This is a genomic window from Acidovorax sp. LjRoot118, assembly GCF_964253575.1.
GTDB lineage: Bacteria > Pseudomonadota > Gammaproteobacteria > Burkholderiales > Burkholderiaceae_C > Acidovorax.
The window spans coordinates 5,696,830-5,722,783 of the sequence record NZ_CAXURB020000001.1; the positions used below are offsets into that span (position 1 = coordinate 5,696,830).

Annotated in this window: 21 protein-coding genes; 12 read left to right on the forward strand and 9 right to left on the reverse strand. The window is 69.3% G+C overall.

Features of this window, described 5'->3' with window-relative positions; all coding sequences use genetic code 11:
• Positions 1-52: 52 nt before the first annotated feature.
• Positions 53-736: a nitroreductase family protein gene (locus tag ACSQ9E_RS26720; protein ID WP_057199822.1), complete on the reverse strand. Its 684-nt coding sequence runs from the start codon at positions 734-736 to the stop codon at positions 53-55.
• 43 nt (positions 737-779) lie between these two features.
• Positions 780-4,352 carry an LAGLIDADG family homing endonuclease gene (locus tag ACSQ9E_RS26725; protein ID WP_436219632.1) on the reverse strand — a complete coding sequence of 1,191 codons (3,573 nt, stop codon included), beginning with the start codon at positions 4,350-4,352 and terminating at the stop codon, positions 780-782.
• Positions 4,353-4,530: 178 nt separating this feature from the next.
• Between ACSQ9E_RS26725 and ACSQ9E_RS26730 the strand changes: the two genes are divergently transcribed.
• Positions 4,531-5,382: a ChaN family lipoprotein gene (locus ACSQ9E_RS26730; RefSeq protein WP_436219633.1), complete on the forward strand. Its 852-nt coding sequence runs from the start codon at positions 4,531-4,533 to the stop codon at positions 5,380-5,382.
• A 24-nt stretch (positions 5,383-5,406) separates the two neighbouring features.
• Here ACSQ9E_RS26730 and ACSQ9E_RS26735 read toward each other — a convergent pair whose 3' ends face one another.
• Complete coding sequence (locus ACSQ9E_RS26735) at positions 5,407-7,392, reverse strand: putative bifunctional diguanylate cyclase/phosphodiesterase (protein WP_436219634.1); 1,986 nt, start codon at positions 7,390-7,392, stop codon at positions 5,407-5,409.
• A gap of 51 nt (positions 7,393-7,443) precedes the next feature.
• Here ACSQ9E_RS26735 and purU point away from each other — a divergent pair, with 51 nt between their 5' ends.
• The 6 genes from purU (at position 7,444) to ACSQ9E_RS26765 (ending at position 12,490) form a co-directional block, all read left to right on the forward strand.
• Positions 7,444-8,295, forward strand: coding sequence for a formyltetrahydrofolate deformylase (gene purU, locus ACSQ9E_RS26740; protein ID WP_436176535.1), 852 nt, complete (start codon positions 7,444-7,446; stop codon positions 8,293-8,295).
• 19 nt (positions 8,296-8,314) lie between these two features.
• Entirely contained in the window at positions 8,315-9,229 is a 915-nt protein-coding gene (locus ACSQ9E_RS26745; protein ID WP_436176534.1) for a LysR substrate-binding domain-containing protein, read from the forward strand.
• Positions 9,230-9,231: 2 nt separating this feature from the next.
• Positions 9,232-9,753: an N-acetyltransferase family protein gene (locus tag ACSQ9E_RS26750; protein ID WP_436219635.1), complete on the forward strand. Its 522-nt coding sequence runs from the start codon at positions 9,232-9,234 to the stop codon at positions 9,751-9,753.
• Between the two features lie 76 nt (positions 9,754-9,829).
• Positions 9,830-11,353, forward strand: a complete 1,524-nt coding sequence (locus ACSQ9E_RS26755; RefSeq protein WP_436219636.1) for an FAD-linked oxidase C-terminal domain-containing protein — start codon at positions 9,830-9,832, stop codon at positions 11,351-11,353.
• 49 nt (positions 11,354-11,402) lie between these two features.
• On the forward strand, positions 11,403-11,768 hold the full coding sequence (locus tag ACSQ9E_RS26760; RefSeq protein WP_057199815.1) for a CidA/LrgA family protein: 366 nt from the start codon (positions 11,403-11,405) through the stop codon (positions 11,766-11,768).
• A complete protein-coding gene (locus ACSQ9E_RS26765; RefSeq protein WP_057266544.1) occupies positions 11,765-12,490 on the forward strand; it encodes an LrgB family protein in 726 nt (241 codons plus the stop codon). Before ACSQ9E_RS26760 ends, ACSQ9E_RS26765 begins: the two co-directional genes overlap by 4 nt.
• On the opposite strand, the gene ACSQ9E_RS26770 is transcribed toward ACSQ9E_RS26765, so the two are convergent.
• The 3 genes from ACSQ9E_RS26770 to ACSQ9E_RS26780 form a co-directional block, all read right to left on the reverse strand.
• Entirely contained in the window at positions 12,487-13,782 is a 1,296-nt protein-coding gene (locus ACSQ9E_RS26770; protein WP_436219637.1) for a DUF445 domain-containing protein, read from the reverse strand. The genes ACSQ9E_RS26765 and ACSQ9E_RS26770 overlap by 4 nt on opposite strands.
• A 28-nt stretch (positions 13,783-13,810) precedes the next feature.
• Entirely contained in the window at positions 13,811-14,950 is a 1,140-nt protein-coding gene (locus tag ACSQ9E_RS26775; protein WP_436219638.1) for an aminotransferase class V-fold PLP-dependent enzyme, read from the reverse strand.
• 105 nt (positions 14,951-15,055) lie between these two features.
• Positions 15,056-18,322: a carboxyl transferase domain-containing protein gene (locus ACSQ9E_RS26780; RefSeq protein ID WP_436219639.1), complete on the reverse strand. Its 3,267-nt coding sequence runs from the start codon at positions 18,320-18,322 to the stop codon at positions 15,056-15,058.
• Positions 18,323-18,505: 183 nt separating this feature from the next.
• Between ACSQ9E_RS26780 and ltaE the strand changes: the two genes are divergently transcribed.
• Complete coding sequence (gene ltaE, locus ACSQ9E_RS26785) at positions 18,506-19,573, forward strand: low-specificity L-threonine aldolase (RefSeq protein ID WP_436219640.1); 1,068 nt, start codon at positions 18,506-18,508, stop codon at positions 19,571-19,573.
• Between the two features lie 9 nt (positions 19,574-19,582).
• Here ltaE and ACSQ9E_RS26790 read toward each other — a convergent pair whose 3' ends face one another.
• Positions 19,583-20,299: a YggS family pyridoxal phosphate-dependent enzyme gene (locus ACSQ9E_RS26790; protein WP_057199810.1), complete on the reverse strand. Its 717-nt coding sequence runs from the start codon at positions 20,297-20,299 to the stop codon at positions 19,583-19,585.
• A gap of 38 nt (positions 20,300-20,337) precedes the next feature.
• Here ACSQ9E_RS26790 and ACSQ9E_RS26795 point away from each other — a divergent pair, with 38 nt between their 5' ends.
• The 4 genes from ACSQ9E_RS26795 (at position 20,338) to ACSQ9E_RS26810 (ending at position 24,435) form a co-directional block, all read left to right on the forward strand.
• On the forward strand, positions 20,338-21,381 hold the full coding sequence (locus ACSQ9E_RS26795; protein ID WP_007855993.1) for a type IV pilus twitching motility protein PilT: 1,044 nt from the start codon (positions 20,338-20,340) through the stop codon (positions 21,379-21,381).
• Between the two features lie 226 nt (positions 21,382-21,607).
• The gene (locus tag ACSQ9E_RS26800) at positions 21,608-22,246 is read left to right on the forward strand and encodes a cyclic nucleotide-binding domain-containing protein (protein ID WP_057199809.1); all 639 of its coding nucleotides are present in this window, start codon (positions 21,608-21,610) and stop codon (positions 22,244-22,246) included.
• Positions 22,247-22,289: 43 nt separating this feature from the next.
• Complete coding sequence (locus ACSQ9E_RS26805; RefSeq protein ID WP_057199808.1) at positions 22,290-23,426, forward strand: PilT/PilU family type 4a pilus ATPase; 1,137 nt, start codon at positions 22,290-22,292, stop codon at positions 23,424-23,426.
• A gap of 94 nt (positions 23,427-23,520) precedes the next feature.
• Positions 23,521-24,435 (forward strand): NAD(P)-dependent oxidoreductase, encoded by a 915-nt coding sequence (locus ACSQ9E_RS26810; protein ID WP_436219641.1) that lies wholly within the window; start codon positions 23,521-23,523, stop codon positions 24,433-24,435.
• Between the two features lie 224 nt (positions 24,436-24,659).
• Here the strand turns inward: ACSQ9E_RS26810 and ACSQ9E_RS26815 are convergent, their stop codons facing one another.
• Positions 24,660-25,316 carry a BON domain-containing protein gene (locus ACSQ9E_RS26815; protein ID WP_436219642.1) on the reverse strand — a complete coding sequence of 219 codons (657 nt, stop codon included), beginning with the start codon at positions 25,314-25,316 and terminating at the stop codon, positions 24,660-24,662.
• A complete protein-coding gene (locus ACSQ9E_RS26820; RefSeq protein ID WP_436219643.1) occupies positions 25,313-25,918 on the reverse strand; it encodes an SIS domain-containing protein in 606 nt (201 codons plus the stop codon). Before ACSQ9E_RS26820 ends, ACSQ9E_RS26815 begins: the two co-directional genes overlap by 4 nt.
• Positions 25,919-25,954 lie beyond the last annotated feature (36 nt).

Below are 25,954 nucleotides of genomic sequence, written 5' to 3' on the forward strand. Positions count from 1 at the left end.
AAGGGCTCCTCGAAGCCCACGGCCGGGGTGTTGAAACCAGGAAGCAGCACCGTCAGACCAGCTTCTCAGCCGATTCAAAAGGCAGCACCACGCCATCGGCTCCCAGCGTGCTCACATAGCTGGTGGTCGCCGGCCGCACGCGGGCCGCTGTCTTGCGCGCCTGCACGCTGCCTATGCTCAGAAAGCACAGGGCCAGTTCGTCCGGGCCCAGTCCGAAGAGCGCACGCAACCCGGCCGACTTGAGGGCCCGGCCACTGGTCAGCGCCGAGCCATAGCCCTGCGCCGTGGCCATGAGCAGCATGTTCTGCAGCGCACAGCCGGTGGACACCAGGCGCTCGGCCAGGTCGATGCGCGGGTCGCCCCGGCCGGCATCCACCACCGCCAGCAGCAGCACCGGCGCGCGGTAGGCCTTCTCGCGCGCCAGCGCCAGTTGCTCCGGCGTGGCGGCCTCGTCGCGCTCGGCCAGCGCCTGGGCAAACACCTCCGCCAGGGCCGCGCGCGCGGCCTCGGGCACCAGCACAAAACGCCAGGGCAGCAACTGCCCGTGGTCGGGCGCATGGGCCGCCGCGTCCAGGATCGCCGAGAGCTCGGCAGCGCTGGGGCCGGGGGCCACCAGCCGCTTGGGCAGCACGGTGCGGCGGGTGCGCATGAGCGCCCAGGCACTGGCCGCCGTGGCCTCCACCGCAGGCGGCACGCCATGGGGCACGGGCCGCAGCGGCCAGGGGATCACCGCCATGCTGGGCTTTCCGGGCCGGCAACGGGCAGGCAGAGGCCGCGCATCAGCCGCAGGCCCCCGTGTGACCGCACTGCGTGCAGTAGTCGCAGCCATCCTTGCGGATCACGGCATGCGCACCGCATTCCACGCACTTCTTGCCGGCCATGGCCTGGGGCACCGCCACGGGGGGCGCTGCCGGTTCGTCCAGCGGCAACTGCTGCTGCTCCGGGTCGGCCACGCGGCGTGCGAGGATGTTCTGGATGGCATAGGCCATGGCTGCCACTTCGGAGTCATGCCACATGGGCACCTGCGTGCCGTCCTCCTTGCGGTGCGTGCCCAGGCGCACGGGGCCCCGGTCCCAGGCCACCTTGCGCATGTCGCTGAGCGCACGCTCCAGGAAGCCGCCGCGCGCCGCCAGCGAGAGCATGCGCATGCTGGAGGTGATCCACTGCTGCGACTCGCCGCTCTGCCCCACGGGCATGAAGAACTCGATGGCCCGGTCTACCGTGGCATGGCCCACGCCCGTGGGCACGGGCAGAAAGGAGACCAGCAGGTACAGCGTCTTGCGGCCCTCCTGTGTCCAGTATTCGACCTTCTCGGCCACGGCCGACAGGCCGCCCTTGGGCCGGCTTTCGATCACCGTGCGCATGGGGTCCACCGGCGGCGCGGCGGGTGCCGGGGCCAGCGTCGCTGGGGCGCTGTGGGTTTCGAGCACCGAGCCCAGGATGGCGTTGGGCCGGTAGGTCGCCAGGCCCTTGAGGCGCGCGCGCCAGGCGTGCAGGTACAGGTCCTTGAAACCTTCGTAAGGGTAGTCGGCAGGGATGTTCACGGTCTTGGAGATCGCCGTGTCCACAAACGGCTGCACCGCCTCCATCATCGCGATGTGACCCTCGGCCGGCATGGCCAGCGCCGAGACGAAGTACTCGGGCAGTTGCAGCACGTTGCCGCCGAGTTCGCGGTACAGGCGCCAGGCATGGTCTTCCACCGCGTACTCGCTGGTGCTGCCGTCGGCCTCGCGCTTCTTGCGCTTGTAGGTCCAGGAGAACGGCGGCTCGATGCCGTTGGAGGCGTTGTCGGCAAAGGCCAGGCTCACCGTGCCCGTGGGCGCGATGGACAGCAGGTGGCTGTTGCGGATGCCGTGCGTGCGGATGGCCTCCTTGATGGGTTCAGGCAGGCGGCTGGCAAACGTGCCTTCAGAGAGGTAAGGCCCGGCCTCGAACTTGGGGAAGGCGCCCTTCTCGCGCGCCAGGTCCACCGAGGCCAGGTAGGCCGCATCGCGCATGGCCTGTGCGATGCGCACCGCCATGTCGCGCCCTTCAGGCAGGTCGTAGCGCAGGCACAGCATGGCCAGCGTATTGCCCATGCCCGTGAAGCCCACGCCGATGCGCCGCTTGGCCATGGCCTCGTCGCGCTGCTGCGGCAGGGGCCAGAAGGTCACGTCGAGCACGTTGTCGAGTGCCCGCACCTGCAGCGCCACCGAGGCAGAAAAGGCCTCGAAGTCGAACTGCGCAACCCCGCCGAAGCCGAAGGGGTGGCGCACGAAGCGCGTGAGGATGATGGGCCCCAGGTCACAGCAGCCGTACGACGGCAGCGGCTGCTCGCCGCAGTTGTGCGCCACGATGCCGTTGGCATCGAAGGCATGCACGTCGGCCACCGTCACGTCGTAGACGTCCTCCACGCCATCGTCCACCAGCGCCTGCACGGTGGCCGTGAAGCGCTCGCGGTGCAGTGCGCGGCGATAGCCGGCCAGGGCCCTGGCGAGGCGTTCGGCCTTGTCCGTGTCCGCAAAGCCGATACCTTCGGCGAACACCGCGATGTTGTCGCCGCTGACCACCAGTTCGTGCTGGGCCCGCGTGCCGTACAGGCGCTGGCCGCCGTGGCCATCGGGCAGGGCACGCTCGGCCGCAGGGCGCCGGTCGCGGTAGAGGGTGGAGGCGATGCCCAGGCGCAACAGCATGCGCTGCACGGTCTGCAGCAAGGGCTCGTCGCTTTGCGAAAGGCGCACGCTGACGCCCTTGTCCTGCGTACCCTGCACCGAGCCATCGGCATCGAACAGGCCGCGCAGCAGGCCGCGCGCGAAGTCCGACGATTGGCGCTCCATGGCCGGGGTGATGGTCTTGTGCCCGGGTGCCATACCCAGCCCGAGGGCCAGATTGCGCAAGGCGCCGCTGGCCATGCGCGCCTCGCCGCGCCCGGCCACCGGGCGCTGGAAGCCGCCGAAATCGGCGCGGTGCGCCAGCGTGGCGGCCGCGGCCTCGGCGGCCTGCACGATGCCCGCAGCACCCGTGGCGGCATACGCCACGGTGCCCTGTCCCACGGCCTTGAGTTCGGGCGCCCAGACCGAAATCACCGCCTTGTCGGCCTTGAGCGTGCCGTCGCCGACGAGCAGGCCGAGCAGGTAGCCCTCGGCCTCGCTGCCCGCACCGGCCCAGCCTTGCAGGGCCCGGTGGTCGTGCAGCACGATCTCGTCACCCGGCGAGAGCTGGGCGGCCTCGGTCCACTCGACCTCCAGGCAGTAACGCGTCTTGCGCGCCACGCGGCGCACGCGGTGGTCGGCCGTGAGGCGCAACGCATGGCCCTCGCGGGTCTGCAGGCGCAGCACGGGCCGCGTGCCGGTCTGGAAGAAGCCCTGGCTTTCCACGCGGTAGGCGCGCCCGTCCACCACGGCACTGAAAGGCTGGCCCACCAGATCGGCCACCTGGCGCGGTCCGCCGGTGGTGAGCACCCAGGTATCGGCCGTCACGCAGGGATTGGTGGCGGCGATGTCCTCACAGTAGTGCAGGTTGTTGTCCTCGTTGATGTGGTCGAGGAACAGGATGCCGGGCTCTGCGAAGTCGTAGGCCGACTGCATGATGCTGTCCCACAGCGTGCGCGCCGGCACCGTGGCGTAGACCCATTGGCCATCGGCGCGCTGGTGGGCGCCCTGGGCGATCAGCGGCTCGATGGGACGTGCCTGGTGCACCAGCTCCCAGGGGCCGTCGTTCTGCACGGCCTGGATGAAGGCATCGGGCACGCCGACCGAGACGTTGAAGTTGTTCCAGCGCCCAGGCGCGCGCTTGGCGGTGATGAATTCCTGCACGTCGGGGTGGTCGATGCGCAGCACGCCCATCTGCGCGCCGCGCCGCGCGCCCGCGCTCTCCACCGTGGAGCAGGACTGGTCGAACACGTTCATGTAGCTGCACGGCCCCGAGGCCGTGGAAGCGGTGCCCATCACCCGCGCGCCCTTGGGGCGGATGCGCGAGAAGTCGTAGCCCACGCCGCCGCCGCGACGCATGGTCTCGGCCGCCTCGCGCAGGGCTTCGTAGATGCCGGGGTAGCCGCCGTCGTCCACGCCCTGGATGCAGTCGCCCACGGGCTGCACGAAGCAGTTGATCAGCGTGGCCTGGATGTCGGTGCCCGCCGCGCTCATGATGCGCCCGGCACCGATGGCGCCGGCCTGCAGGTTACCGAGGAAAAGGGCCTCGTACTTGTCGCGCAGGGCGGGTGCCTCGACTGAGGCCAGGGCACGCGCCACGCGCCGGTAGAGGTCGTCGGCGCTGGTTTCGCCGTTCTTGAGGTATTTCTCGCGCAGGACGTCGAGGCTGATGGGTTGCATGGAGGTGGCGCCGGTCAAAGCACTGGATGTTTCGCGTTTCATGGCTGAAGGTCCTTGCGCTCCATCAAACAAACGGGGTTCCCCCCACGCTGCAACCCGGTCATGCGGGGGCGAAGGCAGCACCATACATCGCCGGGATAGCCACACTGCCACCGTGGCCTCAGCCCTGCGGGTCGCGCCGCACGGCGGCCGGGAAATGGCCGCCCGCTAGCATTACGGCATGCATACAAGCTTCTTGTCCACCTCCTCCCTGGCCCGGCTGGGCCCCTTGCTGCTGGCGGCCCTCGCACTCGCCGGCTGCGCAGCCCTGCCGGCCCAGGAGCCCCCTTCCTGGCCCGCCCGCCTGCTGCAAGTGCTGCCCGCCGACGTGCTGCTGCTGGGCGAGCAGCACGATGCCGCCGAGCACCAGCGCCTGCAGCGCGAGGCCGTGCAGTGGCTGGCCGCGCGCGGCGCGCTGGCGGCCGTGGTGATGGAGATGGCAGAACAGGGCGGCAGCACCGCCGGGCTGGCGCGCGATGCGACCGAGGCCCAGGCGCAGACGGCCCTGCAATGGCAGGACAAGGCCTGGCCCTGGGCCCAATACGGCCCGGTGGTGATGGCGGCCGTGGCCGCCGGCGTGCCGGTGCTGGGCGGCAACCTGCCGCGCAGCCAGATGCGCGCCGCCATGGGCCAGGCGCAGTGGGACGCGCACCTGCCCGAGCCCGCACTGCAGCGCCAGTACACCGAGATCCGCGATGGCCACTGCGGCCTGCTGCCGCAAGCGCAGATCGCGCCCATGGCGCGCATCCAGATCGCACGCGACGCGAGCATGGCGCAGACCGCCACCTCGGCCCTGCAACCCGGCAAGACCGTGCTGCTCGTGGCCGGTGCCGGCCATGTCTGGCGCGGCCTGGGCGTGCCCACGCACCTGGGCCCCCAGGTGGCGACCAAGGTGGTGGTGGCCCGGGCGGGCGGCGAACCGGCGGCCGCGCATGCCGATGCCGACCTGGTGGCACCGACACCGGCGCTGCCGCCGCGCGATGCCTGTGCCGAGCTGCGCGAGAAGTGGGGCAATGCCCCGCAAAAACCGTGAGCCCAGGCTGGCCGCAGGAACGTCCTATGCGGAGCGGTGATCGGACACGGGTTGGGCCTTGAGCAGCGCAGCAAACGCCTGCGCGCGCAAGGGCCGACTGCACAGGTAGCCCTGGTAGGTGTCGCAGCCCCGCTCCTGCAGGAAGGCCAGTTGCTCGGGGGTCTCCACCCCCTCGGCCAGCACCGACAGGCCCATGCTGTGCCCCATGGCGATGATGGCCGCGCTGATGGCCATGTCATCGGTACTTTGCGGGATGTCGCGCGTGAAGCCCTGGTCGATCTTGAGCACGTCGATGGGAAAGCGCTTGAGCTGTGCGAGCGAGGAATAGCCGGTGCCGAAGTCGTCCACCGCGATCCGCACGCCCAGGCCGCGCAGGCCCAGCAGCACCTGCAGGGCCTCTTCGGCGCGTTCGGCCAGCGCGGTCTCGGTGATCTCCAGCTCCAGCAGCGCGGCCGGAAAGCCCGAATCGGCCAGCGCGGCGGCCGTGCAGCCGGCCACGTCGGTCAGGTGGAACTGGCGCGGCGAGACGTTGACGGCCAGCGTCACCTCCGGCAGCCCTGCATCGCGCCACTGCCGGCCCTGGCGGCAGACCTCGCGCAGCACCCATTCGCCGAGCGGGCCGATGACGCCCGAGGTCTCGGCCACGGGGATGAAGCGCGCGGGCGAGATGAGGCCCTCGTCCGGGTCGTTCCAGCGCACCAGGGCCTCGGCCCCGACGATGCGGCCGCTGGCGATATCGACCTGCGGCTGGTAGTACACCTCCATGTGCCCCTGCGCCAGCGCCAGCCGCAGGCGCGACTCCAGCGCCAGGCGCTCGCGCGCGGCCTGGGTCATGGTCTCGTGGAAGAAGCACCAGGCACCGCGCCCGCGCGCCTTGGCGCCATAGACAGCGGCATGCGCGCCCTGCTGCAGGCCCTCCACCGTGTCGGCATGGGTCGGGTACATGCAGATGCCCACGCTGGCCCCGGCCACCACCTCCAGGCCATCGGGCGAACGCCAGGGCTCGGCCACGGCCGCGATCAGCTGGCACGCCACGGCGGCTGCGCCCTCGGAGTTGCGCATGTGGCGCGCCACCACGGCCAGTTCGTCCCCGGCCATGCGGCCCAGCAGGTCACCTGGGCGCAAAGCCAACTGCACCTTCTTCGCAATGTGCTGCAGCACCTGGTCGCCGGTGGCGTGACCATAGCTGTCGTTCACGTCCTTGAAGCGGTCCAGGTTGATCAGCAGCACCGCCAGGTGCTCGCCGCTCAAGCGCGCCTCGCCCACCGCCGCGGCCAGCTCGGCGCCGAAGCGCGTGCGGTTGGACAGGCCGGTGAGCGCATCGTTGTGCGCCAGGAACTCCAGGCGCTGCTGCTGTGCCTTCTCCTCGGAGATGTCGGAGAACATGCACACGTAGTGCGTCACCGCGCCTGCAGGGTCGCGCACGGCGCTCAGCGACATGTGCTCGGGAAAGACCTCGCCGTTCTTGCGCCGGTTCCAGATCTCGCCCTGCCAGTGGCCGGCGCCGTGGATGGACGCCCACATGGCGTCGTAGAAAGCCTTGTCGTGGCGGCCTGACTTGAACACGCGCGGGTTCTGGCCCAGCAGTTCCGTCTCGGTATAGCCCAGCAGGCGCGTGAACGCCGCGTTGACCGACAGGATGCGGCCCTGTGCGTCGGTGACCACCACGCCCTCGATGGTGTTGTCCACCACCGTGCTGGCCAGGCGCTGGCGCTCTTCGCTGGTGGCCAGGGCCGCACGCACGGCCGCGATGTCGACCCGGTCCTGAAGCACGCGCGCCCGGGCCTGCTCGGCCTCGCGTGCGCGGTGCGCCAGCCAGCCGGCCAGCCCCCCGGTGAGCAGCACGTAGAGCCAGCCCTTCCAGGTCTGGTAACGGGTAAGGTCATCCGGGTCCGTGACCCAGTGGGCCAGCAAAAGGTCTCCCACCAAAACCCACACCACGCCCAGCACCAGGTACAGCGCTGCCACGCGCCAGGGAACCAACGACCGTGGGCCTTCCGACTCTTGCATGAAATCCCTCTTCCAAACCCGTCCGGGCCTTGCTGCGACAATGGCGCAGCTATGACGACCCAAGCCTATATCCTTACCCTGTCCTGCCCCGACCGCCTGGGGCTGGTGCACGCTGTCTCCGGCTTCCTGCTGGAGCACGGCGGCAACATCGAAGAAGCCGCGCAGTACAACGACCACGCCACCGGCCTGTTCTTCATGCGTGTGCAGTTCGCCTGCAGCCAGCACGACCATGCCACGCTCAAGGAGCGGCTGACCGCGTTTGCCGACCCGCACGAGATGCGCTGGAGCCTGCACGCCACGGCCCAGCCCGTCAAGACCGTGCTCATGGTCAGCCGCGAAGGCCACTGCCTCAACGACCTGCTGTTCCGCTGGAAATCCGGCCTGCTGCCCGTGGACATTCGCGCCATCATCAGCAACCACCGCGACTTCTACCAGCTGGCCGCCAGCTACAACGTGCCGTTCCACCACATCCCGGTCACAGCCGCCACCAAGGCGCAGGCCGAGGCCAAGCAGTTCGAGATCATCGAGGCCGAAGGGGCCGAGCTGGTGGTGCTGGCGCGCTACATGCAGGTGCTGTCGGACGACCTGTGCAGAAAGCTTGCGGGCCGTGCGATCAACATCCACCACAGCTTTCTGCCCAGCTTCAAAGGCGCCAAGCCCTATTACCAGGCGCATGACCGGGGCGTGAAGCTCATCGGCGCCACGGCCCACTACGTCACCGCCGACCTCGACGAAGGCCCGATTATCGAGCAGGACGTGGCCCGCGCCGACCACACCGACACGGTGGAAGACCTGACCGCACGCGGCCGCGACACCGAAAGCCAGGTGCTGGCCCGCGCCGTGAAGTGGCACAGCGAGCACCGCGTGCTGCTCAACGGGCACAAGACGGTCGTTTTCCGCTGAGCCCCGCGCCAGAGCGACGATGGCCACGGCCGCTCCATCACCCGCCTCTTCGTTCCTCAGCAGCGCGGCGCGGCGGATCCCGCCCATCCAGTGCCTGCTGACCTTCGAGGCGCTGGCACGCCTGCGCAGCGTGACGCAGACGGCCGACGAGCTGTGTGTCACGCCCAGCGCGGTGAGCCACCGCGTCAAGCAGCTCGAGCAGATCCTGGGTGTGCGGCTGTTCGGCCGTGCCGACTTCTCGCTGACCACCGAGGGCAGCGCCTACCTGGCCCATGTGCGCGAGGGGCTGGGGGCGTTGCAGCGCTTTCCGGGCGCGGCGGCGGCACCGGGCCGGCGCCGGCTCAAGCTGGCGGTGACGCCGACGTTTGCACGCACCATCCTGATCCCGCGCCTGCGCCAGTTCACCGAGGCCTACCCCGAGATCGACCTGGCGCTGCAGGTCTCCATCCCGCTGCTGGACGTGGTGGCCGAAGATGCCGACCTGATGGTGCGCTTTGGCGCGGGCCACTATGCCGACGTGGAGCATGTGGAACTGGCACGCGACGTGGTCACGCCCCTGGCATCGCCCGCCTTCGTGCGCGAGCACGGCCCGTTCGATCGCCCCGAGGACCTCGAAGGCGTGGCCCTGCTGCGCAGCCCGCTGGAGCCCTGGCGCACCTGGTTCGGCGCCACCGGCCTGGACTGGGCCGAGCCGAGCGAGGGCTCGCAGTTCAACGACATCGGCCTGATGTGCGACGCCGCATCCGCCGGGATGGGCGTGGCGCTGGTGCGCCTGAAGCTGGGTGCGCCCTGGCTCGAGAACGGCACGCTGGTGCGCCTGTTCGACACCGACACCACCAGCCCCCACGCCCACTACCTGTGCTGGCGCACCGGCACCATGGACCGCTGGGAATGCGCGGCCTTTGCGGAATGGCTGCGCAAGATCATGGTGTGAGCATGCGCATACGCCCAGCGCAACCGGACGATGCCGCCGCCATCGCCCGAATCCACGTGGCGGCCTGGCAGGCGGCCTACGCGGGCATCATCGACGCGGCCTACCTGGCGGCCCTGTCCACCGCCCAGCGCGAAACCTATTGGGCTCAGGCGATTGTCCAAGGCCGGCCCAGGCTGCTGCTGGCGCAGGACGGCGACGGTGCAGTGGCGGGCTGGATCGCCTTCGGCGACTGCCGCGACAAGGATGCGCCGGCCACCCGGGGCGAGGTCTGGGCGATTTACGTGGACCCGGCCTGCTGGTCGCAGGGGGTGGGCCAGGCGCTGTGGCAGCAGGCCCGGGAGTGGTTGCTGGAACAGGGCAAGGCCGACGCCAGCCTGTGGGTGCTGGCCGCCAACCAGCGGGCCATCCGCTTCTATGCGGCGCTGGGCTTCGTGCCCGATCCAGGGAGCGACAGGACCATCACGGTGGCCGGAGCGCCGATCGACGAGGTCCGCCAGGTCTGCCCGCTGGCGCGCGGCGGCTGACACCCTGCAGCGGATTTCACACCGGCCCTCCAAAAATCTCACGGCGGCCGGCGCCGCCATGGCCTACAGTGGCGGCATGCAGACCGCTTCCCTCTCCTCCCTCGCAGCCAAGGCGCCCACCGGACCCACGCCAGCCGAGCGCGCAGCGCGTCAGGCTGAGGTGGTGCAGGCACTGTCCCGCGCCGTGCCAGCCCATGCCCTTCTGTGGCATGCCGAAGACACCACGCCCTACGAGTGCGACGGCCTCACCGCCTACCGCCAGCGCCCGCTGGTGGTCTGCCTGCCCGAGACCTACGAACAGGTGCAGGCCGTGCTGCAGGCCTGCCACCGGCTGCACGTACCGGTGGTGGCGCGCGGCGCGGGCACCGGCCTGTCGGGCGGGGCCATGCCCGACGCCCTGGGCGTGACGCTCTCGCTGGCCAAGTTCAACCGCATCCTCGACCTGGACCCGGTGAGCCGCACGGCCGTGGTGCAGTGCGGCGTGCGCAACTTGGCCATCAGCGAGGCGGCCGCGCCCTATGGCCTGTACTACGCGCCCGACCCCAGCAGCCAGATCGCCTGCACCATCGGCGGCAACGTGGCCGAGAACTCGGGCGGCGTGCACTGCCTCAAATACGGCCTCACGGTGCACAACGTGCTCAAGGTGCGCGGCTTCACCGTCGAGGGCGAGGCCGTGGAGTTCGGCAGCGGTGCGCTCGATGCGCCCGGCTATGACCTGCTGGCCGCCGTGATCGGCAGCGAAGGCATGCTGGCCGTGACCACCGAGGTCACGGTGCGGCTGATCCCCAAGCCGCAGTTGGCGCGCTGCATCATGGCCAGCTTCGACGACGTGCGCAAGGCGGGCGCCGCAGTGGCAGCGGTGATCGCCGCCGGCATCATCCCCGCCGGCCTTGAGATGATGGACAAGCCGATGACCGCCGCCGTGGAAGACTTCGTGCACGCGGGCTACGACCTGAACGCCGAGGCCATCCTGCTGTGCGAGAGCGACGGCACGCCCGAGGAGGTGGAGGAAGAGATCGGCCGCATGACCGAGGTGCTGCGCGCCGCAGGCGCCGTGGCCATCTCGGTCAGCTGCGACGAGGCCGAGCGCCTGCGCTTCTGGAGCGGGCGCAAGAATGCCTTCCCGGCCAGTGGGCGCATCAGCCCCGACTACATGTGCATGGACTCCACCATCCCGCGCAAGCGCCTGGCCGACATCCTGCTGGCCATTGCCGAGATGGAAAAGAAATACCAACTGCGCTGCGCCAACGTCTTTCACGCGGGCGACGGCAACCTGCACCCGCTGATCCTGTTCGACGCGAACGACCCCGACCAGTTGCATCGCTGCGAGATGTTCGGCGCCGACATCCTGGAGACCAGCGTGGCCATGGGCGGCACGGTGACCGGCGAACACGGCGTGGGCGTGGAGAAACTCAACAGCATGTGCGTGCAGTTCTCTGCTGCCGAGAATGCGCAGATGTTCGGCCTCAAGCATGCGTTCGACCCGGCCGGGCTGCTCAACCCCGGCAAGGTCATCCCGACGCTGCACCGCTGCGCGGAGTACGGCAAGATGCTGGTGCGCGCGGGGCAGATCAAGCACCCCGATCTGCCTCGCTTCTGACGTGCCGCGACAACCGCTCACCACTGCTGCGCCACCCGTCCCCAGCCCCATGAAGGGCCTGCAGGGCCTGGCCTTCCTGCTCCTGATGCAGTCGGCCGGCGAGGCGCTGTCGCACTTTCTGCACCTGCCCGTGCCCGGCCCGGTGGTGGGCATGGTGCTGCTGCTCCTGGCATTGCACTGGGGGCCCGTGCAGCGGGCCGTGGCACCGGCGGCGGGTTTTCTGCTCACGCACCTGTCGCTGCTGTTCGTGCCGGTGGGCGTGGGGGTGATGACGCACCTGGATCTGCTGGGCGCCTACGGCCTGCGCCTGGTCATCGTGATCGTGCTGTCCACCTGGGCCGGCATGGCGGCCACGGTGCTGGTGCTGCGGGCGTTCAAGCCAGAGGCGACCACGCAAGGAGGCAGCACGCAATGACCAACTTCGTGGAGCTCTGGGTCTACCTGTCGCAGGCGCCGCTGTTCGGCCTTACGGCCACACTGGCGGTGTACGTGCTGGCGCAGGCCTTTTCCGCACGCATGGGCCATGCGGCCTGGGCCAATCCGGTGCTCTGGTCGGTGGTGGTGCTGGCCGGTGCGCTGCTGGCCACGGGCACGGCCTACCCCACCTTCTTTGCCGGGGCGCAGTTCATCCACTTCCTGCTGGGGCCGGCCGTGGTGGCCCTGGGCTGGCCGCTGTGGCAACGCCGTGCCGAACTGCGCCAGCGCTGGGGCCGCCTGTTGCTGGCCGCCCTGGCCGGCGGCAGCGTGGCAGCCGCGAGTGCCGTGGGCCTCGGCTGGGCCATGGGCCTGCCGGTGGACATGCTGATGTCCCTGGCACCCAAGTCGGTCACCGCGCCCGTGGCCATGGGCGTGGCCGCGCAGATCGGCGGCGTGCCGGCGCTGGCCGCGCTGTTCGCGGTGCTCACCGGCATGGTCGGCGCGCTCTCGGGCCGCACCCTGTTTGGCTGGCTGCGCGTGGGCACCGACGCATCGGGCATGGTGGCACGCGGTTTTGCGCTGGGCACCGCATCGCACGGCATCGGCGCTGCGCAGGCGCTGCAGGACGATGCCGATGCGGGCGCCTATGCCGGCCTGGCTCTCGGACTGCAAGTGGTGTTGGCGGCGCTGCTGGTGCCGCTGGTGGTCAAGCTTTTCTAGCGCACCACGCGCCAGATCTCACCCGCGTGCGACAGGCCGAACAACACCAGCCCGATGAGCCCGCCCACCACCGTGCCGTTGATGCGGATGTACTGCAGATCCCGGCCGACCTGCAGCTCGATGAGGTCCGACATCTCACGCGCATCCCAGCGCTGCACCGTGTCCTCGATGTGCTGGGCGATGAAGGCCGACACATCGGGTGCCAGGCCCTGCACCCAGCGCTCGAGCCGCGCATTGAGCGATTCGCGCAGCGCCGGGTCACCTGCCAGCGATTGCCCCAGCCAGCCCCCCATGGCCTGCACGTTGCGCGCCACCGCAGACCCGGGATTGTCCAGGTCGCGCTGCAGCGCCGCGCGCATGCCCTGCCACAGCTCCTGCACATACCTGCCCAGCGTGGCATCGGTCTGCAGGTAGGTGCGGATCTCCTCGCCCCGGCGCTGCCAGTCGGGGTCGGTCTGCAGCCGCGCCACCAGGCGCTGCACGGCATCGTCGAACTGGGCGCGCAGCTGGTGCTGCGGGTTCTCTGCCACCTCGCCCAGAAGACCGGCCAGGGCATTGGCCACCATGGCCGATCCCTTGTCGCCCAGCCAGTCGGTGGGCAACACCTTTTCCTTGACCGGGTGGTCCTTCTTGAGCCACTGCACGATGGTGTGCGCGATCAGGTGGCGCGTCTCCTCGTTCTGCAGCAAGGTGATGAGCCGGGCCAGCGCATCGTCGAGCAGCGCCTGGTGGCGGCCGTTGTGCGTGAGCGCGCCCAGCACCGTGGCCATGGTCTGCGACAGATCGATCTGCCCGATCAGCGTGCGCGCAGCGCGCTGGATGAAGCGCTCCACCTGGGCATCCTGCACGGCATCGAGCCCAGCCGAAATGAGCCGCACCGCCTGTTGGCCCAGCAGCGCGGCATGGCCCGGCGCCACCAGCCATTCGGCCAGGCGCGCGACCGGGTCGTGGCGGCGGATCAGCGCCACCAGCGAGGGCGGATCGAGGAACTTGTCGCGCACGAAACCGGCCAGGTTGCGGCCAATGCGGTCCTTGTTGCGCGCGATGATGGCCGTGTGCGGAATGGGCAGGCCCATGGGGTGGCGAAACAGCGCCACCACCGCGAACCAGTCGGCCAGCGCGCCCACCATGGCCGCCTCGGCCACGGCCTTCAGGCAATCGAGCGCCAGGCCCCGCTCCACCAGGCTGGTGCCAATGAACACCGCGGTAGCAAGCAGCAGCAGGGCCAGCGCCTGGCGCTTGGCCGTGCGCAGCGCCGCGCGCGCGGCGTCCGGCTCGGTGCGGGATGTCATCGTGCCGGCCCCATGGGCAGGAGGAAGCTCAGGCGGCTGCCGCGATCTGGCCCAGCGCCGTGGACAGGTGGCCCACCGTGCGCTCCACGTTGTGCCATTTTTCCAGGCCGAAGAGGCCGATGCGGAAGGTCTTGAAATCCGGGCCTTCGTCGCACTGCAGCGGCACGCCGGCAGCGGTCTGCAGGCCGACCTCCATGAACTTCTTGCCGTTCTGGATGCCGGGGTCGGTGGTGTAGCTCACGACCACGCCCGGGGCCTTGAAGCCTTCGGCCGCCACGCTCGGGAAGCCCCTGGATTCGAGCAACGCGCGCACCTGGGCGCCGAGCTCAATCTGCTCGTCGCGCACCTTGTCGAAGCCGTACTCGCGCGTCTCCAGCATCACCTCGCGCAGGCGCACCAGTGCATCGGTGGGCATGGTCGTGTGGTAGGCATGCTGGCCCTTTTCGTAGCCCTCGGCGATCTGCATCCACTTCTTGAGGTCGCACGAGAAGCTGCTGCTGGTCGTGCCCTCGATGGCTTGGCGCGCCCGCTCGCTGAGCATCACCATGGCGCAGCAGGGCGAGCCGCTCCAGCCCTTTTGCGGGGCCGAGATCAGCACGTCCACGCCGGTGGCCTGCATGTCCACCCACATCGCGCCCGAGGCCACGCAGTCGAGTACGAACAGCGCGCCGACCTCGTGCGCGGCCGCCGTCAGCGTGCGCAGGTAGTCGTCGGGCAGGATGATGCCGCTGGCCGTCTCCACATGCGGTGCGAACACCACCTTGGGCCGCTCGGCGCGGATGGCAGCCGCCACCTCGTCGGCCGGGCACGGCGCCCACGCGTCCTGCGGGCCATCGCCCTGCTTGCGCGCCTTGCAGACCACGGCACCGCCGCCCAGGCCACCGGCCGCGTCGAAGATCTGGCTCCAGCGGTAGCTGAACCAGCCGTTGCGCACGATGAGCACTTTTTCGTTGTTGGCGAACTGGCGCGCCACGGCTTCCATGCCGAAGGTGCCGCTGCCGGGCACCAGCACGGCGGTGTGGGCGTTGTAGACCTGCTTGAGCGTGGCCAGGATGTCCTGCATCACGCCGGTGAAGCGCTTGGACATGTGGTTGAGCGCGCGGTCGGTGTAAACCACCGAGAATTCGAGCAGGCCGTCGGGGTCGATATCGGGCAGCAGTCCGGGCATGGGAAAAATCTCCATTGGAAGGGGCACAGGGCAGCACGCGACCATTCGGCCGCAGGCGCCTCAATCAGCCGGCCAGCTTAGCATGGCCCTTTCACACCGGCGTGGCTACCAGGTATCGACAAAGCGATGCCCCATGGGCGCCACCTGGGCCGATGCCAAGCCCCGCGCAAGCCAGGCGCGGGTATCTGCCGGGTCGATCACGGCGTCGATTTCCAGCGTCGCCGCCATGTGCAGGGCCTCGCCATTGGCGTACTGGCGTGCCACCAGCTTCTGAAACAAGGCGTCGCGCTCCGCCCCCTCGGGCACGGCCTCGAGCTCCTTGCGAAAGCCCAGGCGCACGGCGCCTTCGAGCCCCATGGCACCGAACTCGCCCGTGGGCCACGCCACGGTGAACACGGGGGCATGGAAGCCCCCGGCCGTCATGCCCATGGCGCCCAGGCCGTAGCCCTTGCGCAGCACCACGCTGAAGCAGGGCACGCGCAGGCTCGCGGCGGTGACGAACAGGCGGCTCACGTGGCGCACCTGGGCCGTGGACTCCACCTCGGGGCCGACCATGAAGCCGGGCGTGTCCACCAGGCTCACCAACGGCAGGCCATGGGCGTTGCACAGCTGCATGAAGCGCGCGCCCTTGTCGGCTGCATCCGCATCGATGGCGCCGCCCAGGTGCAGCGGATTGCTGGCCAGCAGGCCCACGGGGCGCCCCTCGATGCGCGCCAGCGCCGTGTGGATGCCGGCGCCGAAGCCGGTGCGCAGCATCAGCAGGCTGCCTTCGTCCACCAGGCCCATCATGGCGACGCGCGTGTCGTACACGCGCATCCGGTTCTCGGGCACCACAGCGCGCAGCAGGCGCTGGTCGGGCGCAGCCCACTGCGCCACGCGCCCCTGGAAGAACGAAAGATAGTGCCGCGCCGCACGCACCGCGCCGGCTTCGTCCTCCACCAGCACGTCGATCACACCATTGGCATGCTGCACGCGGCTCGGGCCGATCTGCTCTGGCTTGAACACACCGAGCCCCCCGCCCTCGATCATGGCGGGCCCACCCATGCCGATGTTGCTGGCGCGCGTGGCGATGACCACGTCGCTGCAGCCCAGCAGCGCCGCATTGCCGGCAAAGCAGCGCCCCGCGGCGATGCCCACCACGGGCACCTGGCCCGACAGCGCGGCATAGCTGGCAAAGGTGTGCACGTGCAGGCCGGCCACCACCGGCATGTCGGTGTCACCGGGCCGCCCGCCCCCGCCTTCGGCGAACAGCACCACGGGCAACTTCTGCGCCAGGGCAATGGCGAGCATGCGGTCGGTCTTGGCATGGTTGCGCGCGCCCTGCGTGCCGGCCAGCACCGTGGCGTCGTACGACAGGACCACCGCGCGCGATTTCTCGGGCCCGAACTCGGCACCGTTGATGCCGCCGATGCCCGTGACCATGCCATCGGCCGGCGTGTTGGCGACCAGGTCGTCCAGGCTGCGCCGGCGCGTCTGCGCGGCAATGGCCAGCGCGCCGTACTCGATGAAGCTGCCCTCGTCGCACAGGTCGGCAATGTTCTCGCGCGCGCTGCGCCCGCCCTGGGCGCGGCGCCTGGCCATGGCCTCGGGGCGCGCGGCGTCGAGCGTGAAGGCGTGGCGATCAAGCACGCGCTGCAGGTCGGGGCGGATGTGGTCGGCGCCCTGCGCCGCAGCGGCGTCCTCCACCACGGCCTGCACGCCTTGCGCTGCGTCGAGCACCAGCAGCGGCTGGCCCTGTACCAGGTAGCCGCCCGGCACCGCGAGCAGTGCGCGCACCCGGCCCGCATGCGGCGCCAGCAGCACATGCTCCATCTTCATGGCTTCGAGCACGGCCAGCTCGGCCCCGGCGGCCACCACATCGCCCTCGGCCACCGACCATTGCACCAGCCGCGCAGGCATGGGTGCCAGCACCGCCCCTTCGGGTGCGGATTCTGGCTGCGCGGCCTCGTGACCAGCGGCCGCAGCCAGGGGCTCATCCGCCAGGTGCCCCGCCACATCCAGCAGCTCGGGCAGCACCGTCTCCAGCCAGCGCGTGTGCACCTGCTGGCTTTCCATTTCGGGCCGTGCGGCCAGCGCGCGCAACAACGCCACATTGGTTGCTACGCCGCCGATCCGGCATTCGGCCAGCGCGCGCCGGGAGCGGCGCAGCACGTCGGCAAAGCGGGGGCTGCGCGTGTGCACGATGAGCTTGGCCAGCAGCGTGTCGTAGTGCGGCGAGGGGGCCACCCCCGCCACGCCATGCGTGTCCACGCGGATGCCCGGTCCGGCCGGCAGATCAAAGCGCGTGAGCGGGCCGCTGCCCGGCATGGCGCCACCCTGCGCATCCAGGGTTTCGGCGTTGATGCGCCACTGCAGGGCAAAGCCTTGCACCACGGGCGGCGCACCGGGGTCGAGCCCCAGATCGCGCAGGCTCCGGCCGGCCGCCAATGCAATCTGGGTCTGCATCAGGTCCACGCCCGTGACTTCCTCGGTGATGGTGTGCTCCACCTGCAGGCGCGGGTTGGCCTCGATGAAGACGAAGGGCAGCGTCTCGGACGCCAGGTCCACCAGGAACTCGAAGGTGCCCAGGCCCTCGTACGCCACCTCGCGCGCCATGGCAAGCGCTGCCGCCACGATGCGTTCGCGCAGCGGTGCAGGCAGCGAGGGGCTGGGCGCCACCTCCACCAGCTTCTGGAAGCGCCGCTGCAGCGTGCACTCGCGCTCGCCCAGGGACATCACCTCGCGCCCGTCGCCGAGCACCTGCACCTCGATATGGCGCGCCCCGGCCATCAGCCGCTCGACGTAGACGCCATCGACCCCGAAGGCCGCCAGCGCCTCGCTGCGGCAGCGCGCATAGGCAGCCGGCAACTCATCGGCGGACTGCACGGCGCGCATGCCGCGTCCGCCACCACCGCCGATGGCCTTGACCACGATGCCCGCGCCACCCTGCGCCTGCCAGAACTGCAAGGCCTCCTCCAGCGTGATGGCGGCCTGCGTGCCCGGCATCAGCGGCACGCCGCAGCGCAGTGCCATTGCGCGCGCCCGGGCCTTGTCGCCGAACAGTGCCAGTTGTTCAGGTGTGGGGCCGATGAAGCGCAGACCGGCCTCGGCACAGGCACGCGCGAAGTCGGCGCGTTCGCTCAGGAAGCCATAGCCCGGGTGCACGGCATCACAGCCCTGGGCGCGCGCGATGGCGATGAGGTTCGCGCCATCCAGGTAGGCCGCCGGGCCCGTGGCCCCAAGCGCCACCGCCGCATCGGCCGCACGCACGTGGGGCGCCTGGGCATCGTCCTGCGCGTACACGGCCACGCTGGCGATGGACAGGTCTTGCAGTGCGCGCACGGTGCGCAGGGCGATCTCGCCGCGGTTGGCGACCAGGACTTTGTGGAACATCGGAGAAGGGGCAGACGGCATGGGGGCTTTCCGGTCGGGCAAGTGGCACGGCATTCTGGCGCGCGCTGCGCGCCGCAGGTGGTACGCAGGGGACAACGGCCCAGGCGCATTAACCCCCAAGGTTCCACCCGCCATCGGTGCCCGCTACCATGCCTTGCATTTCCACAGCCTCCGAGAAGCCCCATGCCCGACTTTCGCAGCGACACCGTCACCCAGCCCACGCTCGCCATGCGGGCGGCCATGTTCGATGCCCCGCTGGGCGACGACGTGTTTGGCGACGATCCTTCCGTGAACGCGCTGCAGGAATACGCGGCGCAGTTGCTGGGCTTCGAGGCCGCTCTGTTCGCGCCTTCGGGCACGCAGACCAACCTGATCGCCCTGTGGGGCCACTGCCAGCGTGGCGACGAAGCCATCGTCGGCCAGAGCTGGCACACCTACCGCTGGGAGGCCGGTGGCATGGCGGTGCTGGGCTCCATCCAGCCCCAGCCCGTGGAGACCCAGCCTGACGGAACCTTGCGCCTGTCCGACATCGCCGCCGCCATCAAGCCTGACGACCCGCACTTCGCGCGCACCCGCCTGGTGGTGCTGGAAAACACCACGGGCGGACAGGTGCTGCCCCCGGCCTACGTGGCCGAGGTGGCCGCGCTGGCACGCCAGCGCGGTCTGGCCATGCACCTGGACGGCGCACGCATGTTCAACGCCGCCACGGCCAATGCGGCGAAGGCCGGCACCGATGTGTACGACGAGGCCCGCGCCCTGTGCAGCCACTTCGATTCGGCCTCGCTGTGCCTGAGCAAGGGCCTGGGCGCGCCCATCGGCTCGCTGGTGCTGGGATCGCACGATTTCATCCGCCAGGCGCGGCGCACGCGCAAGATCCTGGGCGGCGGCATGCGCCAGGCTGGCGTGCTGGCCGCGGCCGGCCGCTATGCACTGGAGCACCATGTGCGCCGTATGGCCGACGACCACGCCCGGCTGGCCCAATTGGCCGAGGGCCTGGCCGAGGCCAACCGCAGCCACCCGGTGCTGCGCGGCAAGATCACCGTGCACCCCTGGCAGACCAACATTCTGTTCACCGACCTGCACACGGATGTGGCCCCCGCCTTCACCGCCTGGCTGGCCCAGCACGGCGTGCGCGTGACCAGCGGCCTCTACGCCGGCCAGACCCGCCTGCGCTGGGTGTCCCACCTGGATGTGAGCGACGCCGACATCAAGGCCGCGCTGGACTGCGTGGCAATCTTCACCGGGAACTGACCCCGGGGTTCAGCCGGCGGGATACGTCCGCCCGCCGAAGATGCCGGTCCCCACCCGCACCAGGGTGGCGCCCGCATGGATAGCAGCCTCCAGATCAGCCGTCATGCCCATCGACAGGGTGTCAAAGTCCGCCAGGCCCGGTTCGCCGCTGGCCTTGATCTGCCCAAAAAGGCGCTGCGCGCGCAGGTGCAATTCCTTTTGCACCTCGAAATCGGGGGCATGGTCAGGGATGCTCATGAGCCCGCGCACCACGAGCCGTGGCAGTTTCGCCACAGCCTGGGCCAAAGGCAGCGCCTCCTCGGGGGGGACGCCGGACTTGGTGTCGCCCCCATCCACGTTGACCTGGATGCACACTTGCAGCGGGGCCAGGTGCTCGGGGCGCTGGGCCGACAGGCGCTCGGCGATCTTCAGGCGATCCACCGTGTGCACCCAGTCGAAATGTTCGGCCACCAGGCGCGTCTTGTTGCTCTGGATGGGGCCGATGCAGTGCCACTGCAGGCTGGCGGGCGACAGCTGGCGCAGGGCTGCCACCTTCTCCACCCCCTCCTGGATGTAGTTTTCGCCAAAGGCCCGCTGGCCTGCGGCCACGGCCTCGGCCACCGCGTCGGCACCGAAGGTCTTGGAAACCGCCAGCAGCGACACCTCGGCCGGATCGCGCCCGGCAGCAGCGCACGCCTGTGCGATACGTCGCATAACCTGTTGGAGGTTGTTATCAATCGTGGTCATAATGATTGGCAAGCGTACCAAACGATAGAGGGGATCCCGTGGACATTACCCAGCTGCTGGCGTTCAGCGTCAAGAACAAGGCTTCCGACCTGCACCTTTCCGCAGGCCTGCCGCCCATGATCCGGGTCCACGGGGACGTTCGGCGCATCAACGTCGACGCACTGGACCACAAGACGGTCCACGGCATGGTGTACGACATCATGAGCGACTCCCAGCGAAAAACCTACGAGGAGTTCCTGGAAGTCGACTTCTCGTTCGAAATCGAGGGCCTGGCCCGTTTTCGCGTCAACGCCTTCAACCAGAACAGGGGCGCAGCCGCCGTGTTCCGGACGATTCCGAGCAAGATCCTGACGCTGGAGCAGCTCAATGCCCCCAAGATCTTCGGCGACCTGGCCCTGAAGCCGCGCGGCCTGGTGCTGGTGACCGGCCCCACGGGCTCGGGCAAGTCCACCACGCTGGCCGCCATGGTCAACTACCTCAACGAAACCGAATACGGCCACATCCTCACGGTGGAAGACCCGATCGAGTTCGTGCACGAATCCAAGAAGTGCCTGATCAACCAGCGCGAAGTCGGCCCGATGACGCTGTCCTTCGCCGCCGCGCTGAAATCCGCCCTGCGCGAAGATCCGGACGCCATCCTGGTGGGTGAAATGCGCGACCTGGAAACCATCCGCCTGGCCATGACGGCCGCCGAAACGGGCCATCTGGTCTTCGGCACGCTGCACACCTCCAGCGCCGCCAAGACCATCGACCGGATCATCGACGTGTTCCCCGCCGAGGAAAAGGAAATGGTCCGCGCGATGCTCTCCGAATCGCTGCAGGCCGTGATCTCGCAGACGCTGTGCAAGACCAAGGACGGCTCGGGCCGCGTGGCCGCACACGAGATCATGCTGGGCACCAGCGCCATCCGCAACCTGATCCGCGAGGCCAAGGTGGCGCAGATGTACTCCACCATCCAGACCAGCAACAGCGTGGGCATGCAGACACTGGACCAGAACCTCACCGACATGGTGCGCCGCAACATCATCAGCCCCGCAGAAGCCCGCGGCAAGGCCAAGATTCCGGAAAACTTCCCCGGGTGACCATGAGCCCTCCCCTGAGTCGCTTCGCGCCTTCCCCTTCAAAGGGGACGCCGCCAGCGCGGCGGGGCGGCCCTTGCGCGGCGGCCGCTGGCCCGGGCCGCGCCGGTTTCATGCGCGGCGGCAGAACCCGCAGCACAATGGGGCATTCGCAGGCCAGCCAAGGCTGCCATTTCCCCACATTGACAGACGACACGGCGGCGCAGTGCGCCGCACTACGGAGCACACTATGAAAGGCATTCTCGGCCTTCTGCGCATGAAGTCGATCGGCAACAAGCCGGCGGAGGACAACACCGATTCCGTGCTGTTCTCCACGGCCTTTGCCGGCCAGGGGGTGGACGACTCCATGCTGGTGCCCTGGGAGGCCCGCGCCGTGGAGGTGGGGGCCAAGCGCCTGCCCACGAGCCGCGGCGGCAAGCTGCTGCAGGGGCTGTGGGCCAAGGACAAGTACATGGCCCACCTGGACAAGGACGCCGTGGAGCGCATGGAGCGCTTTTTCGAGTTTGCCGCCATCCCCTCCAACCGCGACGTGATCCGCCAGGACGAGTACGGCAACTTCATGGTGGTGCTGCTCACCGGCACCATTGCCGTGGACCGCGTACAGCCCTGGGGCGAGCACCTGCGCCTGGCCGAGACCCGGCCCGGTGACATCCTGGGCGAAATGTCGCTGCTGGACAGCGGTATCCGCTTTTCGGCCTGCACCACGCTCACCGACTGCGAGATCGCCGTGCTGAGCGCCGAAGCCATGGACGACATGATGACCAAGGACCCCCAGCTCGCGGCCAGCCTGATTGCGCTGCTGGCCCGCAAACTGTCGTTGCGCCTGCGCGTGGTGAGTGCCCGCCTGAGCGACAACAACCAGAAATGACAATGACCGTCCGGCAGACCAGGACCCCAAGGGAGAAACTCTGATGGAACGCGATCAGGCCAGTAAATTCATCAACGACCTGCTCAAGCTGATGGTCAGCCGCAACGGCAGCGACTTGTTCATCACGGCAGAGTTTCCACCGGCCATCAAGGTCGATGGCAAGGTGACCAAGGTGTCGCCGCAGCCGCTCACGCCCAACCACACGCTCACGCTGGCGCGTGCCGTCATGAGCGACAAGCAGGTGGCCGACTTCGAGCGCACCAAGGAATGCAATTTCGCGATCTCGCCCGCAGGCATCGGCCGCTTCCGGGTGAATGCCTTCATCCAGCAGGGCAAGGTCGGCATGGTGATGCGGACGATTCCGCTCACGCTGCCCACCATCGATGGCCTGGGCGTGCCCCAGGTGCTCAAGGAAGTGACCATGGCCAAGCGCGGCCTGTGCATCCTGGTGGGTGCCACGGGCTCGGGCAAGTCGACCACGCTGGCCGCCATGGTGGACTGGCGCAACGAGAACTCGTTCGGCCACATCATCACGGTGGAGGACCCGGTCGAGTTCGTGCATCCGCACAAGAACTGCGTGGTGACGCAGCGCGAGGTGGGCCTGGATACCGACAGCTGGGAAGCCGCACTCAAGAACACGCTGCGCCAGGCGCCCGACGTGATCCTGATGGGCGAAATCCGCGACCGCGAGACCATGGAGCATGCCGTGGCGTTTGCCGAGACCGGTCACCTGTGCCTGGCCACGCTGCACGCCAACAGTGCCAACCAGGCGCTGGACCGCATCATCAACTTCTTCCCCGAAGAACGCCGCGCTCAGCTGCTGATGGACCTGTCGCTGAACCTGCGCGCCATGGTCTCCCAGCGCCTGATCCCCAAGCAGGACGGCAAGGGCCGCGCTGCGGCCGTGGAGATCATGCTCAACACGCCGCTGATCTCGGACCTGATCTTCAAGGGCGATGTTTCCGAGATCAAGGAGATCATGAAGAAGAGCCGTAACCTGGGCATGCAGACCTTCGACCAGGCGCTCTTCGACGCCTATGAGGCCAACGTCATCAGCTACGAAGACGCGCTGCGCAACGCCGACTCGCTCAACGACTTGCGCCTGCAGATCAAGCTCAACAGCCAGCGCGCCAAGTCGCCGGACCTGGCCCAGGGCACCGAGCATTTCGCGATCGTCTGAGTTTTCACCCTACAACAAGTACCGAGCAGAACCACACACACTCGCCCGCCCATGAGGGCGGGCTTTTTTTTGACCCCATCACGGACCGAATCCCATGCCAAGCACCAATCCCCGCAGCTACGACGCCACCCCTTCGCGCAAGGTCGCCTTCCTGGGCCTGGGCGTCATGGGCTACCCCATGGCCGGCCACCTGGCCATGGCGGGCCACGCAGTCACCGTGTACAACCGCACGGCCGCCAAGTCGGCCGCCTGGTGCGAGGAGTTCGCCGACAGCCAGGCACCACGCCAGGCCGCCACGCCCCGCGAGGCGGCCGCAGGCGCTGACATCGTGTTCTGCTGCGTGGGCAATGACGACGACCTGCGCTCAGTCACCCTGGGTGCCGACGGCGCCTTCGCGGGCATGCAGGCCGGCGCCATTTTCGTGGACCACACCACGGCGTCGGCCGAGGTGGCGCGTGAGCTGTACGCCGCAGCGCAGGCTGCGGGCCTGCAGTTCGTCGATGCACCGGTATCCGGCGGCCAGGCGGGTGCGCAGAACGGTTTGCTCACCGTGATGTGCGGTGGCGACACTGCGGCCTTCGAGACCGCCCAGCCTGTGGCCATGGCCTTTGCGCGGGCTTTCACGCTGCTGGGCGCCAGCGGCTCGGGCCAGTTGGCCAAGATGGTCAACCAGATCTGCATCGCCGGGCTGGTGCAAGGCCTGTCCGAAGCCGTGGCCTTTGGCCAGAACGCGGGCCTGGACATGAAGCAGGTGCTGGACGTGATCGGCAAAGGCGCAGCGCAGAGCTGGCAGATGGACAACCGCGGCAAGACCATGGTCGACGGCAAATTCGACTTCGGCTTTGCCGTGGACTGGATGCGCAAGGACCTGGGCCTGGTGCTCGACGAAGCCCGGCGCAATGGCTCGCGCGTGCCCGTCACCGCGCTGGTGGACCAGTTCTATGCCGACGTGCAGGGCATAGGCGGCAACCGCTGGGACACCTCCAGCCTGGTCAAGCGCTTGAAGTAAACACCCCCTGAGTCGCTTCGCGCCTCGGTGCGTACGCCAGAGGCGGCCGCTCTTTGGGCACGTCCAAGCCTGCGCAGGCAGGCTTGGAGCCGCGGCCCTCAGCCCCCTCTCTCTCCTCGCTGCGCGAGTCGGGAGGGGGACGCCCCCGGTGCGGCGGGGCGGCCCTTGCACGGAGGCACTGGCTTGGGCAGTGCCAGTTTCAAATGCCATGCCCCAAACAGAGGTCAGAGCGAACGAGCGGGCGCGGTGTCGGTGGTGACCGGCGCGGGTGCCGGCGCGTTGCGGCGCAGTTCTTCTTCGGTGACGATCTCGAACACGCGCACGACCTTGCTCACGCCGCTCACGCCACGGGAGATCTCGGTGGCGCGGCCGGCTTCGCGCTGGGTGACGCGGCCCATCAGGTAGACGATGTTGCGCTCGGTCACCACCTTGAAGGCGTTGGCCGAGATGTCGGCCGCATCCACGAAGCTCGCGCGCACCTTGCCGGTGATCATGGTGTCGTTGGAGCGCTGGCCCAGCGAGGTATTGGGCAGCACGGCCAGGTCATTGACCACCGAGCGCACGTTCTCCACACCGGTCACGATGCGCTCGACGGTCTCGCGGTCCTGTGCGGTGGCCACTTCACCGGTCAGCAGGGCCTGGCGGTTGTAGCTGGTCACGTTCACATGGGCACGGTCGCCCAGTGCCTCGCGGATGCGGTTGGCGGCGCGCAGCTCGATGCCTTCATCCTCGACCTGGGTGCCCGTCGTGCGGCGGTCCACGGCCATCATGCTGCCCACCACGGCGCCCCCCACGATCAGCGGGGCGCAGGCCGACAGGCTGGCTGCCAGGGCGGCAGCGGCCAGGGCCGTGCAGAGGGTACGGGTCACGGTTTGCTTCATAGCGGTATCTCCTGTTCACCAAGTAACTGGGCGTCCACGCCATCGCACAGGCAGTGCAGCACCAGGGCGTGGACTTCGCGCACGCGGGCGGCGCGGTCATGCGGCACGCAGACCAGCACATCGGTCTCGCGCAGCACGGCCGCCAGTTGCCCGCCGGTGCGGCCGGTGAGCACCACCACCGTCATGTCGCGCTCGTGCGCCGCTTCGGTCGCTGCCAGCAGGTTGGCGTCGTTGCCGCTGACCGACAGGACCAGCAGCAGGTCACCCGCCTGGCCCAGTGCCCGCACCTGGCGGGCAAACTGCTGCGCCCCCACGTCCTGGGCGCCGGGCAACCAGGCCGTCAGCAGGGTGCTGTCGGCCGTGAGGGCCAGGGCGGCCAGCTCGGGGCGTTCGCGCTCGAAGCCCGCCACGCAGAAGGCGGCGAACTGCTGCGCCTCGGCCGCCGAGGGGCCATTGCCGCAGGCCAGCACCTTGCCGCCGCTGGTCACGCAGGCCAGGATGGCCTGCACTGCCGCCGCGATGGGGGTGCTCAGGGTCTGGGCCGACTGGTATTTCAGATCGGCACTGTCGATGAAGTGCTGTTGGATGCGTTGCTCAAGCATGGAGGCCCGATGATACCCGCCGCGTGTTACAGCTTT